Raw genomic sequence first — 15,240 nt, forward strand, 5'->3', positions numbered from 1 at the left:
AGTTTCTTGCTGGCATCAATTAAGATGTCAATTTGAATCCGAAGATTCGTTTGTTCTTTTCACCGACGAGGTCGGCTCCAGAACTTTATTTGTTGACGTTTTGCTGTTCAGTTTTCAAGGTTCATTGTGCGTCACTCCGTCAGAAGCAACTCTTATATAATACCATGTTTGCAATTCCGATGTCAACAACTTTTTCGAAAAAGTTTTAAGCTGTTTTCAAAGCAGTTATTCACTTAGCGGAAACGCAACGTTTATTACTATACCACCCTGTGTTTTTGATTGCAATACTTATTTCGAAAAAGTTTCCTTTTTAATTCAAAGAGAAAAGAAATGCCGCGCAATCAATGTTTTTACCATGATTGCGCGGCGCTTCTCTATCTAGTCACTCTTTATGTCTCATTTGTGGGAAGAGGAGAATATCACGAATTGATTGGGCGTTGGTCAACAGCATGACGAGACGGTCAATGCCTATTCCAAGACCGCCTGTTGGAGGAAGTCCATATTCAAGTGCTTCTATGAAGTCTTCATCCATTTCGTGCGCTTCATCATTGCCTTGCTCCTTTTCAACCATTTGCGCTTCAAAACGGGCGCGCTGATCAATCGGATCGTTCAACTCAGTAAATGCATTTGCGTGTTCACGCCGCACGATGAATAATTCAAAGCGGTCGGTGAAACGTTCGTCTTCCGGATTCTTCTTCGCAAGTGGCGAAATTTCTACCGGATGTCCGTATATGAATGTCGGTTGAACAAGTTGCTCTTCAACTTTCTGCTCGAAGAATTCATTCAATACATGTCCTACATCCATCATGCCTGCCACTTCCACGCCATGTTCCTTTGCAAGGGCATGCGCTTCTTCCTTCGTCATCTGTTTCCAGAAGTCTACGCCTGTGTATTCTTTAATCGCATCCACCATATGCAGACGCTTCCAGCCTGGCGCTAGGTCGATGATATCTTCTCCGTATTTCACTTGCGTCGTACCGAGGACATCTTGTGCAATGGTAGCGACCATGTTTTCCGTCAGTTCCATAATGTCTCTATAATCCGCGTATGCTTCATATAATTCAATCATCGTGAATTCAGGGTTATGCCTTGTGGAAATCCCTTCATTACGGAAAACGCGTCCGATTTCATACACCTTTTCGAGACCGCCGACAATAAGACGTTTCAAATGAAGCTCGATCGCTATGCGCATGTACAGTGTCATGTCTAAGGCGTTATGGTGTGTAATGAATGGACGGGCAGTTGCTCCTCCGGCAATCGAATGCAGCATCGGTGTCTCAACTTCAAGAAAGCCTTGTGCATCCAGATAGCGGCGCATCGATTGAATGATGCGGCTTCTCATGATGAATGTCTCTCTGCTATCCTCTGACATGATCAAGTCAAGATATCGTTGACGATACCGTTGCTCGATGTCCTTCAATCCGTGGAATTTATCCGGCAAAGGACGGAGAGCTTTCGTCAGAAACGTGAATTCCGTCGCTTTAATGGAAAGTTCGCCGACTTTCGTTTTGAAGACGTTACCTTTGATTCCGACAATATCCCCTAGATCCGCGTGGCTGAATACGTCATAAGCTTCTTCGCCGATTGCATCTTGACGGACGTAGATCTGAATCTGGCCGCCTAGGTCCTGGATATGGGCAAACCCGGCCTTTCCTTTACCGCGCTTCGTCATGATGCGCCCAGCAATTTGCACTTCATGCACTGTTTCATCCAATTCCTCTTTTGAAAGACCCTCGTAGGCTTCGCGGATTTCGTTGGATAGGTGTGTTCGCTCGTATCTTGCGCCGAACGGATCTAAACCGCCCTCGCGCAATTCATCCATCTTCTGGCGTCTCACCAGTAGCTGATCGTTCAATTCATCCAAATGGGACATTTCCTTCACTCCTTCATAAGTTATCCCTCACGCCGGATGGCATGCTCCTATTGTACACAAACTCTTTATGTAAAAAAAGCCGCCACTAGATTGGCGGCCCGCATCGCTGCTGCATTATCCGATACCGACTGCAGACTGCTCTCTTTCCGTCATCTCTTCCGCGAACTGATTTAGCAGGCTGGTCAATCCGCCGGCAGTTTCCATAGCGTTGATGTCATTTCGAATCTTAGCATTGCCACGAATGCCCTTCATATACCAAGCAGCGTGTTTTCGCATTTCCCTTACCGCAACATGTTCACCCTTCAGCGCCATCAGCCGCTCGAAATGCAGTAGGCATACATCAATCTTCTCCCGGGCATTCGGTTCATCCATCAGTTCGCCCGTTTCAAGATAACGAACTGTCCGGTAAATCATCCAAGGGTTTCCGAGAGCCGCCCGTCCGATCATAACACCGTCTACGCCTGTTTCCTCCAGCATCCTCTTGGCGTCTTGCGGAGTTTCAATGTCTCCGTTGCCGATGACCGGGATGGAGACCGCCTCTTTCATCTGCCGGATGATGTCCCAGTTGGCTTTTCCTTCATACATCTGCAACCGGGTACGTCCATGGACGGCAACCGCAGCGCCGCCTGCACGTTCGACTGCTTGAGCGTTTTCGACGCCAAGGATATGTGCATCATCCCAACCGATCCTCATTTTGACGCTGACAGGCTTGTCGACTTCATCGACGACCGCAGATACCATTTCATAGATCTTGTCCGGATCAAGAAGCCATTTCGCTCCAGCTTCACATTTGATGATTTTATTAACAGGGCAGCCCATATTGATATCAATTATATCTGCATTCGTATGCTTGTCGACATATCGCGCCGCTTCAACAAGAGTTTCCTTCTCCCCACCGAAGATTTGCAGGGAGAGCGGATTTTCACGTTCATCTATATAAAGCATGTTCATCGTTTTGCTATTCTTAGAGACAATCCCCTTATCGCTGATCATTTCAGCATAGACAAGGCCCGCTCCGAATTCCTTCACAGTCAATCGGAATGCCGAGTTGCAAATGCCTGCCATAGGGGCGAGCACGACCCGGTTATCCATCGTAATATCTCCGATTTTAAACGGTCGCTCTATTATATCACTCACTCCTCCTTCTCCTTTCTCCAATTGGCTTTCCTACTATCTATGGAAAGAGCCGGACATCTTCCGAATCATAGCAACTGCCCGATGCCCTTAACTTTCTTCCAAAGCAAAACGCCATCATCTTCAAGAGCTTCCACTGCAAACGGGGTTTCCGTCACAGGATGTCCGATTGAAGGTGCAATTTCCAATAAAGGAACGAGAACAAATGCCCGTTCACCCATTCTCGGATGCGGCACAATTAGATTCTCCGCCTCAATATTGTCGTTATTGTACAGCAAAATGTCAAGGTCCACAGTCCGGGGGCCCCATCTGATTTCACGCACACGGCCGAGGCCGCTCTCAATCTGTTGACATGCCGCCAATAATTGAAATGGATCCAATGAAGTCGCAACAGAAACGGCCATGTTCAGGAAGTCCGCCTGCTCCGTAAAACCGACAGGCACCGTCTCATAAATGGAAGACACTTTCATCACTTCAATCTCTTCGTGGGAATGAAGTGCACGGACAGCCTCCTTCAGATGATGCAGCCTATCACCAATATTGGATCCTATCGAGAGGTATGCAGTATTCATGAAAATTGCCCTCTCGTAATTTCCACGGATACTGATGCATAATGTCCGCGGATCGGCGGATCAGGTTTTATCAAGACGATCCGGACGCCACGGACTTGCGCGGCGAACCTCGCTAGAATGAGTCGGGAAATCTCTTCAGCGACCGATTCGATCAGCTTCTTCGGCTCCCCTTCGATGACAGAGCGGCACACTTCAAATACCTCTGCGTAATTGACCGTCTTCATCAAGTCATCCGTTGTACCCGCTTCAGCCAAATCGACCGCCAGCGATACATTTGCCCGGAAACGCTGCCCTAGCACCGTCTCTTCCTTCAATGCGCCGTGATAACCGTAAAACTCCAGTTCATTCAAATGAATATAATCCACCTTTGCACCCTCCAATTCCCGATTAGTCGACTCGCACTTCCGCCTTACCCGCTAACACATCCATCATCCTTACCATGCGGGACATTTCCTTCACGTCATGCACTCTAACCAAATGACATCCATGCTCGATGCCATAGCAAACCGTCGCGCCCGTCCCTTCCATCCGTTCGTCGACCGGCAGATCGAGTATATTGCCGATCATTCGTTTACGTGATGTCGCAAGCAAGAGCGGATACCCCATACTCGAAATACGGCGAAGCCCTTGCATTGCCAATACGTTCTGCCTAGTATCCTTCGCAAATCCGATGCCCGGATCGAGCCAAATATTGCTTTCCGGCACTCCCGCCTTGCGCGCGATTGCAGTACTTTCCTCCAAGTCCGCAATCATTTCATCCATGAACGAACCTTCGTAATCCGCTTTTTCCCGATTATGCATGAGGATGATCGGCGCTCCGTGAGCCGCAGCCACTTTTGCAATCCTCGGCTCGCGTTTCGCGCCCCATACATCATTTACGATTTTAGCGCCCGCTTTCAAAGCGGCTTCCGCTACATCTGCCTTATACGTATCAATTGAAATGACACAGTCCAATTCCCGGACCAACGCCTCGATTACCGGAACCGTCCTCTCCAGTTCCAATTCGAGCGAGACCGGTGCATGGCCTGGTCGGGTCGATTCGCCTCCGATATCAATGATTTTCGCTCCATCCCGAAGCATTTCTTCCGCTCGCTTCAAAGCCGCATCGATTTGCCCGTATTTGCCTCCATCCGAGAAAGAATCCGGCGTGACATTCAAGATGCCCATGACAGCCGTCTCCTTTTTGAAATCAAATTCGGTATTTCCTAAACGGTATATGTCTTTCGCTTTTGATAATTCCATCGTTTACCCTTCCTTCATTCGCTCGATCGCCCGCGCGTATAATCGATGTAGTTTTTGATAATAAGCTCCTGTAGCCCCAGGCATCGACTGCTCGCCTACAGCAGAAAGTGGAACGAGCTCTTGAATTGAGTTCGAAACGAACACTTCATCCGCCTGCTCCACGTCATTTTGCGCAAATAGCCCGATATGTATATCCATGCCAACTTCCGCCCCGAGCTTCAATAAAAATCCGCGCGTGAGACCGGGCAGAATCCCTGTCTCTGTTGACGGCGTATATAATGCTCCGCCCTTCACCCAAAACACATTAGATGTCACACCTTCAGCCACATGGCCATGTGCCGTGAGGAAGATCCCTTCCAACTCCTTCAATGAAGGGAGTTCTAATCGTCCGCGCACATTGTTCAGGAAGTTATGTGACTTATGGCGGACCCTGCTTTCAGGGAGATTTCTTTCCGTTTCAAGCCATACAGCCTTCTTTTCCGTTCCCCGCGGCACCACCACAAGGTCTTTCCTGAACAGGATGACGTTCGGCGACTTGTATTCGGAAGGGGCCAAACCGATATCGTGCACACCCGCGGACACATTCAGACGGAAATACCCGTCTTGTTCGCCCGAACGGACGTGCAGCCCTCGGATCGCCTCCAAAATCTCCTCGTCCGAATAAGGCATTGCAATCCGATATTCACGCAATGCTTTCCGAAGGCGTTCCATATGCTCTTTGAATAAAAACACATGCCCTTCATATGTACGGAACGTCTCAAAAAAACCTGCTCCATATAGAAACCCGTGATCGAATGGGGAAATCCGCAATTGTTCTGCCTGTTCAAATTCACCGTTCATCCAGCATAGCATGGAGGTGATCCTCCTTTCATTCAACCGCTTCCGCAATTTCCTTCGCCTGCCAGAGCGCCCTTGCCTTATTGAGCGACTCCTCGTATTCCGCCCTCGGATTGGAGTCCGCAACAAGTCCTGCACCCGCTTGGATATGCGCGACTCTATCTTTTATATACGCTGTCCGGATGACAATATTCAAATCCATGTCTCCGTTAAAGCCGATCCAACCGATCGACCCTGTATATAAGCCTCTCCGCGTCGGCTCCAACTCCTCGATGATTTCCATCGTGCGCAGCTTTGGCGAGCCGGTGATCGATCCTCCAGGGAAGACTCCTCTGATGATAGCGGCGTTCGATAGTTCGGGAGCTGCTGTTCCTTTAACATTTGAAACGAGATGCATAACGTGCGAATACCGCTCAATGACCATGAATTCATCCGTCTCCACCGTTCCCGGGATGCAGACTTGTCCAAAATCCTCAAGCTCCTGTTCGACAAGCATAACATGCTCGCCTTTCTCCTTTTCATCTGAGAGCAATTCCTTCTCGAACGCTTCGTCCTCGATTTCCGTCGCCCCTCTAGGTCTCGTTCCCCCGATCGGACGCGTGCTCAAGTCCGTTCCACGTTTCTTCAGCAATAATTCCGGAGAGCCGGAAACGACAGCGAACTCCTTTGCTCCGATCATCGCCATATATGGCGATGGATTGAAAGATCGCAGCGCTTCGTACATCGAAAGCGGATCTGCCGAAAGCTTCTTTGATTGACGGACGGTCAAGTTGACTTGATTGACGGCCCCTTCCGCTATATACCGTTGGACATCACGCACCATCTGCTCGAATTGAGGTCCGGTTACCGACACTTCCACATTTTCAGGTCTAGTATAATCAATTGTACGACTAGCCGGCGCGATGAAACGCTTCGCGATGCCGACTTCCGCTGCCTCCATCCATTCCCTTTCCACTTCTGAGGCATCCAAGCCTCGTCCGGGCAGCGTCATGAAATAGGCGGTTTCCGTTTTGAGATCAAGGACGGCCCAGCGATCAAACAAATAGAAGAAGATGTCCGGCGTATCGAGGTCATCCACAGTCATATCAGGAATCGGCTCGTATGTACGCGCATAATCATAGCTGACGAAACCGATGGCCCCTCCTTGGAAGTCCGGCAGTTCAGGGATATTGCCCATTTGCATTGATTCGACGAACTCGGATAACAGATCAAGCGGTTCACCTTCCCGCACTTCCTTCTTCCCGTCACGCCATTCAAGCTCCAATGATTGAGGCTGCTTGCTGGTCAGCGTCACAAGGGGATTGATGCCCGCGATGCATAACTTACCTGCTCGCCCACTCTCCAGCAGAATATGCTGTGCCGCTGTTTTCGCAAGTTCTTTATAGGCATAAAAAAATTGCTCCTTCGTCATTTCAGTCTTCTTATAATCAGGATGCAATCTATCCATTTCATTTTCCCCCAGCTCCATTTAATATAGTTATCTTAACGTGTTATGTATTGTTTAGGCTACCTTTAGCAATGAAAAAAAGAGAGCCTCATGAGCTCTCTTCAACGAATCTCTTTTATTCTTCTTCAAAATGATAAAGCGGTGTGCTCAAGTATCTTTCACCGTTCGACGGAAGGATAGCAACGACGTTCTTGCCTTTCCCGAGCTTTTCAGCAACTTGGATTGCTGCAAAGATCGCTGCACCGGAGGAGACACCGCCCAGGATTCCCTCTTCCCGCGCCGCTCTTCTAGCCGTATCATATGCTTCGTCATTCGTCACTTGGATGATCTCATCGTAAATGTCGGTATCAAGCACTTTCGGAACGAAGCCCGCGCCGATTCCCTGGATTTTATGCGGTCCTGGTTTACCACCTGAAAGAACCGGTGAATCGGTCGGTTCCACAGCGATGATCTTTACGTCCGGGAAGCGTTCTTTCAATACGCCGCCCACTCCGGTGATGGTGCCTCCCGTGCCGATGCCTGAAATGAATGCGTCGACACGGTCGAGCGCATCTGCAATTTCCGGCCCTGTCGTCAGACGGTGCACTTCCGGATTCGCTTCGTTATTAAATTGCTGAGGCATGAACCAGCCATTCTTCTCGGCAAGCTCTTCCGCTTTTCCGATTGCCCCTTTCATCCCTTCCGCCCCAGGCGTCAGGACAAGGTCCGCTCCATACGCACGCAACAGGTTCCGGCGCTCCAAGCTCATCGTGTCCGGCATGACGAGGACCGCCTTATACCCTTTCGCTGCAGCAATCATTGCTAGACCGATGCCCGTATTTCCGCTCGTCGGTTCTATAATTGTACTGTCTTCCTTCAGATCCCCGGATTGTTCAGCAGCTTCGATCATTGCAAGCGCTATCCTGTCTTTGACACTCGAGCCCGGATTGAAGTATTCCAGTTTTAAATAAATATCAGCGCTGTCCGGATTCGCCATACGGTTCAACTTGACGAGCGGCGTTTTCCCAACAAGATCCGCAATCGTGTTCCCGATTCTATTCATTCTACCCACTCCTAATCCCTACTTATTTGATATGTTTTATAGTATTAATAGTACACCCGAATTGTGACCAGTGTCAATCAATTATGCCTCCTACACTCTTCCCCTTTTTCCAATTGAACAATCTAAAAAAGGCTGAAAAAGCTGTTCAGAACCACTCACTTATTGTGAGGTCCAAACAGCTTTCATTTCATTTTCCGTAAAACCATTTTGCATCAAACTCTTTCCAGAACGCTTCAGGATTGACCGATTGCGGAAGCTGTTCAATGGCGAGCTCGCGTTTAATATGCTCTTTCACTTCTTCAAAGGAGAACGTCCTGCCTTCCACCACTTCATTCACTAGGATAATAGCGTATGTACCGTCCTGCAGCTTGATAGCGTCCCCGGTCTTGCCTTCTTTCTGTTTTGAAGCCGCTTTGTAGATTGCTGGATCGATCGTCTCCGTCTCAGCATTTATATAGCCGATGTCACCGCCGAGGCTTGCCGATGCAAGATCTGTCGATACCTCTTTTGCCATGGCACTGAAGCTTGACCCCTTTGCCAACTCATCCAATGCCTGCTCCGCCTCTTCCTTGGTCGGAACAATGATAACAGAAGTCCGATAAGCAGTTAAAATATTGTAGAGGGATTCATTTTTATCATAAAAAGACTTCACCGTTTTATCGTCAATTACGACGTCATTAGACAAAACCTTCTCCAGAATAAGGTGGGAACGGATTTTCTGCCTCGTTTGCTCAATATCCAGACCCGAGTGTGATCGGCCATCTACCGAAGTGATTAATGCGAGTTCGAGTTCAATTTCTTTGTCAGTCACTTCGATCCCGTATTTCTTTGCCGCCGTCTCCATCACTTTATTGTTAACGAGATCGAGAAGCACTTCCCGCCCGACTTCCTTTTCCATGGCAGTCATCCACTGCCCCCTCGTAATCGACTCACCCGCGACCGAAGCAACCTCTTCATCGGGTTGCTTCGATTTATCAGGTATGAGCCATCCGATGAACCAAAGGACGTTACTGGTGAAAAGGATGCCAATCAGGAAAAGAAGCGGTTTTGTTTTCAATTTCCTTCTTGGCCGGACCGTCTCCTGGACGTTATGACCTTGACCGTATTTCATCGATAAATCCTTCAAGCTCTTCTTTTGTGAATAGATACTTCTCTAAACAGAAATGGCATTGAGCTTCTGCCTGGCCATCCTCATCAATCATTTCACGGATTTCCTGCTCTCCAAGTCCGATAATCGCGTTGCCAAAACGTTCTTTCGAGCAATTGCATCGGAATGCGACGTCCATGCGATCGAGGATCTCCACATTGTCTTTCCCTAACACTTCTCCAAGTACTTCTTCAGGCGTCAATCCACGGTCGATCATCCTTGAAATCGGTTCAACGTTTGCAAGTTTTTTCTCAAGCGCGCTGATCGTCTCTTCCGTCGCACCCGGCATCACTTGGATAATGAAGCCTCCTGCAGCCTTTACCGTATTATCCGGATTAACAAGGACACCTAATGCAACCGCCGAAGGCACCTGCTCTGATACGACGAAATATTGAGTGAAGTCTTCCGCGATTTCACCCGAAACAATTGGAACTTGTCCCGTGAAAAAGTCGCGTAAACCAAGGTCTTTAACAACCGTCAACATCCCTTCCGTGCCCACAGCGCGTCGAACGTCAAGTTTCCCTTGTTCGTTCAATTCAAAATGGGTGTGCGGATGGGTGATATATCCTTTTACATCTCCATTGGCATCAGCATCGACGACAATCGGTCCGGCGGGGCCATTCCCTTCGATTTTCACCGTCAGTTTGTCGTCGCCTTTCATCATAGCGCCCATCATGAGCGCCGCTGTCATCGTCCTGCCTAAAGCAGCCGTAGCTGTCGGCCATACATGATGCTTCTTCTGTCCCTCCGCCACCGCATTTGTCGAATTCACCGCATAGGCGCGTATCGTTCCCTCATAAGCTAATGCTTTTATTAAATAATCCGTCATTCATAACTGCTCCCTTCAAACATTTCTTTCGTAAATCAAGTGAAGTCCTTTTAATGTAAGGAAATTGTCTACGATGTCAATCACTTTCGTTTCACTGGCAATCAATTCGGCAAGCCCACCCGTAGCAATGACGGTCGGTTCCACCTTACTGTGCGCTTTCATCCTGCCGACGATACCTTCAACAAGTCCCACATACCCATAAACAATGCCTGCTTGCATCGCGGATACAGTGTTCTTGCCGATAATATGGTCCGGCCGCGTCAATTCCACACGGGGCAATTTTGATGCCCGATCGAATAATGCTTCCATGGAAATGCCGACGCCAGGTGCAATCGACCCTCCCATATACTCGCCCTTTTCGTTCACATAACAAAATGTCGTCGCGGTTCCGAAATCAACGATAATGAGCGGAGAACCATAATCATGTATGGCCGCAACCGCGTTGACGATACGGTCCGCACCCACTTCACGTGGGTTTTCGTATTTAATATTCAACCCTGTTTTGACGCCAGGACCGACGACGAGCGGACGCAAATTGAAATACTTCCTGCACATCTGTTCAAGCGGGAACATGACCGGCGGAACGACAGAGGAAATGATGATGCCATTGATATCCTCAAAACTTAGACCTGCATGGGTAAATAGCGCTTTCACGGACATGGCATATTCGTCTTCTGTTCTTTGCCTGTACGTTTCCATGCGCCAATGGTGCTTCAATTCTCCTTTATCATAAACGCCAAGAACGATATTCGTATTTCCTGTATCCAATACTAGAATCATTTTCATTTCCTCGCTAACATTCGTCATTTTCCAAAACATCATAACACATTAGATGTAAATAAAAACAGCCGACTGCCTTAAAAAGCAGTCGACTGGAATGTTACCTTTTAAGTTGGACCATTTGGTTAATCTCTTCTATGCTCATCGATCGGAGGAAGTGGCTGATCCCCACCATTCTCCTTCGGCAGATCTCCGATGGAAGGATCTGCAGGAGCGCCTGTCGAATCCGGATGTACAGCGTCTTTTTCAGCTTCTGCATCATCTTTTTTCGCTGGTGATTCATTTCCATTTTTTTCATATGAACGCTCAGGCAATGTGCCATGATCTTTCAAGTGATTGATCTGCTCCGCATCCAACGTTTCCACTTCAAGAAGTGTAGTTGCGATCAAATCGAGCAAGTTTCGGTTCTCCGTCAGGATATTAGTTGTGCGCTCATATTGTTCCTTAATGATGCGCTGCATTTCCTGGTCGATTTCATACGCGATCGATTCGGAATAATTCTGTTCAGAATTGAAGTCTCTTCCAAGGAATACATTGCCACCTTGCGCCTGGCCGAATTGCATCGGTCCGAGCTTTTTGCTCATACCATATTCAGTCACCATGGAACGCGCAATACCCGTAGCGCGTTGGAAGTCGTTATGGGCACCTGTAGATACTTCCCCAAGGACGATTTCTTCCGCTACACGTCCTCCGAGGAGTCCGGCAATTTTGTCGAGAAGTTCAGGCTTCGTCATGAAGTAACGGTCCTCTTTCGGCAACATGACCGCATATCCGCCGGCCTGGCCGCGAGGGACAATCGTCACTTTATGGACGATTTCCGCATCATCCAACATAAGGCCAACAACGACGTGACCTGCTTCATGGAATGCGACAATATTTCTTTCTTTCTCAGAAATGACCCTGCTCGTTTTAGCTGGTCCCGCAATGACACGGTCCGTCGCTTCATCGATATCCGACATATCGATTTTCGCCTTGCCGCGTCTAGCCGCGACTAATGCAGCTTCATTCAACAAGTTCTCCAAGTCAGCACCCGAGAATCCTGGCGTGCGTTGCGCCAAAGTCTTCATATTGACTGATTCGTCAAGCGGCTTGTTGCGCGCATGCACTTTCAGAACCGCTTCACGGCCTTTGACATCCGGGCGGCCGACAGTAATTTGACGGTCGAAACGTCCTGGACGAAGAAGTGCTGGGTCAAGGATATCCGGACGGTTTGTCGCGGCAACGATGATGATTCCTTCGTTTCCATCGAATCCATCCATTTCAACTAATAGCTGGTTAAGCGTCTGTTCACGTTCGTCATGCCCGCCTCCGAGACCTGCGCCCCGTTGACGTCCGACTGCGTCGATTTCATCGATGAAGATGATACACGGCGCATTCTTTTTTGCGTTTTCAAACAAGTCGCGGACACGGGATGCCCCGACCCCGACAAACATTTCAACGAAATCCGAACCGGAGATCGAGAAGAACGGAACACCGGCTTCACCGGCAACCGCACGTGCCAAAAGTGTTTTACCTGTTCCAGGAGGTCCGACCAAAAGGATTCCTTTTGGAATACGCGCTCCGAGTTCAGCAAATTTACGAGAATCTTTCAAGAAATCCACAACTTCTTCAAGTTCGGCTTTTTCTTCATCCGCACCCGCAACGTCTGTGAATCTGACCTTTTTGCGATCATCGGAATGGAGTTTTGCTTTACTTTTTCCAAAATTCATGACGCGGCCGCCACCGCCGCCTTGCGCTTGGTTCAATAGGAAGAAGAATAGGATGATGATAATAATGAAAGGAACTAATCCAGTAAAGAAGGCTACCCATGCACTTGTTTCAGGTGCTTGCAGTATTTGGATCTCAGGGTTGTTTTTTGTCCCGACTGTACGTAATTCACGTATTTCATCCATGACGACGGAATCATCCATCAGGACATTTGTCGTAAACTTCTCTCCCTCTTCATAGCCCTTCATAGTGCCTTCAACGGTCAGAACACCACGGACGGGTTGAAACGACATCGTTTCAATTTCGCCTTTTTGTAGTTCTGTGAGAAATTGATCATACCGAATCTCTTTAGTTTTCGGATTTGGATTATTTAGTGAACTGAAAATCCCCATAATTGCAAGGAAAATCAATCCGTATAATAGAAAGTATCGAAGTATACGATTCATCCCAAGCCTCCTCATTTCTTTCAACAGAAAACTATTGTAAATCTTATCATATAACAGATTCAACCTACAAAGGAAATGCCTCTTTAGGGCACAGAAAACGTAATTGCTTTTTCACCGCATATGCTTACGGGTCCACACTCTAAGATACTAGTATGCCAACTTCGGCCCTCGTATGGAAAAAGCTTTCCACCGCCCCTTGTAAAGGTTTGTTGAAAAGCTTTCAGAAAGAGTAGATTTCCTTTTTCAATACACCGATATAAGGCAAATTCCTATATTTTTCTGCGTAATCAAGTCCATAACCGACAACAAATGCGTCAGGCACAAGGAATCCTACATAGTCCGCTTTCAAGTCCACTTTTCGGCCTGTCGGTTTGTCTAGCAGCGTTACGATCTTTATGGATTTCGCTTTCCGGTATTTGAAAAGTTCGACCAAATAATTCAATGTTTTACCACTGTCAATTATGTCTTCGATGATCAAGACGTCGCGTCCCTCAACACTTGCATTCAAGTCTTTGACGATTTTCACTTCTCCTGATGAGACTGTCGCATTCCCGTAACTGGATACATCCATGAAATCCAATTCAATATACGCATCGATCCGTTTGATCAAGTCGCTCATGAACGGCAATGCTCCCTTAAGGACCCCGATTGCAAGCGGAAATTTATCATGGTAGTCCTCTGTCAGCACGGCACCAAGTTCCGCAACTTTCTCCTGGATCTGTTCTTCTGTGATGAGTATTTCTTCAATATCTTTTTGCAACATCGAGTTCCCTCTCTTTTCCGTTAAAATTTTCACGTTTTTTCATTTTAAATATGTACTTTTCCTGTTCTGTTTTCCGTTCCCTGAACTGGATGCCATATCGTACGCCAGGAATGGCGCATATTTCCTCGTTCGCAGTTGTGACGACCGGTATCTTCCTTCGTTGTTCGGCACCGATCTTTTCGTCAATGAACAATCTGGACAAGCGCTTCGGCCGGGTCATGCCTGGAAGCAATAGGCGATCACCGTCTTTTCTGCCCCTTACGTAAAGCGGCAAATCAGCATCAGGTAAATCGAAATACATCGATTCCAATGCGTCCGCTTCTTCCATTACATCCGCCTCGCCCCAATATAACAGCATTTCCCCCCAGATCGTCCATTCGCCCTTTGTCAGCATGCGAAGGGATGTATCCGGAATCGACATTTTTTCCACAATCGTAACAATGCCGTATTCCCTCACGAACCGGTATCCTTTCGGAAGATCGATCGTGACATTTCCTGCACTTTCGGACAGATGGTGATGCAATTGATTCAAAAGTGCTGTGTTGTATTCTACAGGTTTGATTTCCCCGAAGTATAGATAATTCAATAGTAGTGGAATGAAGCGCTTTTGTAAAGCAGTGTGCATGCTGCTGAAAAGATCCAGGGAGAAGGTCGGAAGCCCCTCTTCAGTGAACCTAATAATGGACGTAAAATGCTCCTTTGCAAGGCTATCCAAGAGCATGACATCCTCCTGCAGTCCCACCGTCATTTTGACGGCATTCAATGCCGCGGAAGGGTTTTCCGACATGATAACCGGCGCGACATGGCGGCGGAGCCGATTCCGCAAATAAGCGTCGCTGTCATTGCTCGGATCCTCCCTGTATTGTGCCCCACGCTCCTTGACATAGGCAAGCAGTTCTTCTTTCATTGCAGGGAGAAATGGCCTGATGACGGCGCCCCCATCAATTTTCCGTCTCAACGGGATGCCGAGAGGGGTGCTCCCCTTGGACAATTGCATGAGCACCGTCTCCAATTGGTCTTCGGCGTGATGTGCGGTCGCCAGTACGTCATAATGTTCAGCCTGCATCACTTCAGTAAAAAAGGCATATCTTCCAATACGGCAGACGTCCTGCATATTTCCACCTTCCTCGTTCAAGATGGAAGGTACAGGGACATCCCCGCCAAAGAAAGGAATTCCATGCTTATCGCAGAGTCTCTTCACAAGCTTGCCATCATCCGCTGACTCCTGTCCGCGCAGCATGTGATCGACATGGGCGGCAGCTACTTCAATCCGCAATTTTTCGCGGATTGTTGCCATAAAGAGCAAAAGTGCGACTGAATCCACCCCGCCTGAGCATGCGACTAATACCCTGCGACCCGAGGACAGCAATTTCTCTTTATGAATGAATTCAAGGATTTTCCTTTCGAAAGCCTGCATTTTT

General features: G+C 48.1%; 14 protein-coding genes. All 14 read right to left on the reverse strand.

From position 1 onward, the window contains the following. Window positions 1-382: 382 nt before the first annotated feature. Window positions 383-1,873 carry a lysine--tRNA ligase gene (lysS, locus tag M3193_RS16000; protein WP_251629809.1) on the reverse strand — a complete coding sequence of 497 codons (1,491 nt, stop codon included), beginning with the start codon at window positions 1,871-1,873 and terminating at the stop codon, window positions 383-385. A 114-nt stretch (window positions 1,874-1,987) separates the two neighbouring features. Beyond that, window positions 1,988-3,010 (reverse strand): tRNA dihydrouridine synthase DusB, encoded by a 1,023-nt coding sequence (gene dusB, locus M3193_RS16005; RefSeq protein ID WP_353056426.1) that lies wholly within the window; start codon window positions 3,008-3,010, stop codon window positions 1,988-1,990. A 65-nt stretch (window positions 3,011-3,075) separates the two neighbouring features. Then, a complete protein-coding gene (gene folK, locus M3193_RS16010; RefSeq protein WP_251629811.1) occupies window positions 3,076-3,579 on the reverse strand; it encodes a 2-amino-4-hydroxy-6-hydroxymethyldihydropteridine diphosphokinase in 504 nt (167 codons plus the stop codon). Next, window positions 3,576-3,944, reverse strand: coding sequence for a dihydroneopterin aldolase (gene folB, locus M3193_RS16015; protein ID WP_251629813.1), 369 nt, complete (start codon window positions 3,942-3,944; stop codon window positions 3,576-3,578). Before folB ends, folK begins: the two co-directional genes overlap by 4 nt. 22 nt (window positions 3,945-3,966) lie before the next feature. Beyond that, window positions 3,967-4,821, reverse strand: coding sequence for a dihydropteroate synthase (gene folP / locus M3193_RS16020; protein ID WP_251629815.1), 855 nt, complete (start codon window positions 4,819-4,821; stop codon window positions 3,967-3,969). Window positions 4,822-4,824: 3 nt separating this feature from the next. Next, entirely contained in the window at window positions 4,825-5,673 is an 849-nt protein-coding gene (pabC, locus tag M3193_RS16025; protein WP_251629817.1) for an aminodeoxychorismate lyase, read from the reverse strand. Between the two features lie 16 nt (window positions 5,674-5,689). Beyond that, a complete protein-coding gene (locus tag M3193_RS16030; RefSeq protein WP_251629819.1) occupies window positions 5,690-7,105 on the reverse strand; it encodes an anthranilate synthase component I family protein in 1,416 nt (471 codons plus the stop codon). Between the two features lie 115 nt (window positions 7,106-7,220). After that, on the reverse strand, window positions 7,221-8,147 hold the full coding sequence (cysK, locus tag M3193_RS16035; protein WP_251629821.1) for a cysteine synthase A: 927 nt from the start codon (window positions 8,145-8,147) through the stop codon (window positions 7,221-7,223). A 187-nt stretch (window positions 8,148-8,334) separates the two neighbouring features. Continuing rightward, window positions 8,335-9,258: a peptidyl-prolyl cis-trans isomerase gene (locus M3193_RS16040; protein WP_251629823.1), complete on the reverse strand. Its 924-nt coding sequence runs from the start codon at window positions 9,256-9,258 to the stop codon at window positions 8,335-8,337. Continuing rightward, window positions 9,236-10,123 carry an Hsp33 family molecular chaperone HslO gene (gene hslO, locus M3193_RS16045; RefSeq protein WP_251629825.1) on the reverse strand — a complete coding sequence of 296 codons (888 nt, stop codon included), beginning with the start codon at window positions 10,121-10,123 and terminating at the stop codon, window positions 9,236-9,238. Before hslO ends, M3193_RS16040 begins: the two co-directional genes overlap by 23 nt. Before the next feature lie 15 nt (window positions 10,124-10,138). Beyond that, entirely contained in the window at window positions 10,139-10,903 is a 765-nt protein-coding gene (locus M3193_RS16050) for a type III pantothenate kinase (RefSeq protein WP_251629947.1), read from the reverse strand. Between the two features lie 125 nt (window positions 10,904-11,028). Beyond that, complete coding sequence (ftsH, locus tag M3193_RS16055) at window positions 11,029-13,056, reverse strand: ATP-dependent zinc metalloprotease FtsH (RefSeq protein ID WP_251629827.1); 2,028 nt, start codon at window positions 13,054-13,056, stop codon at window positions 11,029-11,031. A 220-nt stretch (window positions 13,057-13,276) separates the two neighbouring features. Next, window positions 13,277-13,819: a hypoxanthine phosphoribosyltransferase gene (hpt, locus tag M3193_RS16060; RefSeq protein WP_251629829.1), complete on the reverse strand. Its 543-nt coding sequence runs from the start codon at window positions 13,817-13,819 to the stop codon at window positions 13,277-13,279. Further along, window positions 13,800-15,236 carry a tRNA lysidine(34) synthetase TilS gene (tilS, locus tag M3193_RS16065; protein ID WP_251629831.1) on the reverse strand — a complete coding sequence of 479 codons (1,437 nt, stop codon included), beginning with the start codon at window positions 15,234-15,236 and terminating at the stop codon, window positions 13,800-13,802. The genes hpt and tilS overlap by 20 nt, the downstream gene beginning before the upstream one ends. Window positions 15,237-15,240: the final 4 nt, after the last annotated feature.

Source organism: Sporosarcina luteola (assembly GCF_023715585.1).
GTDB lineage: Bacteria > Bacillota > Bacilli > Bacillales_A > Planococcaceae > Sporosarcina > Sporosarcina luteola_D.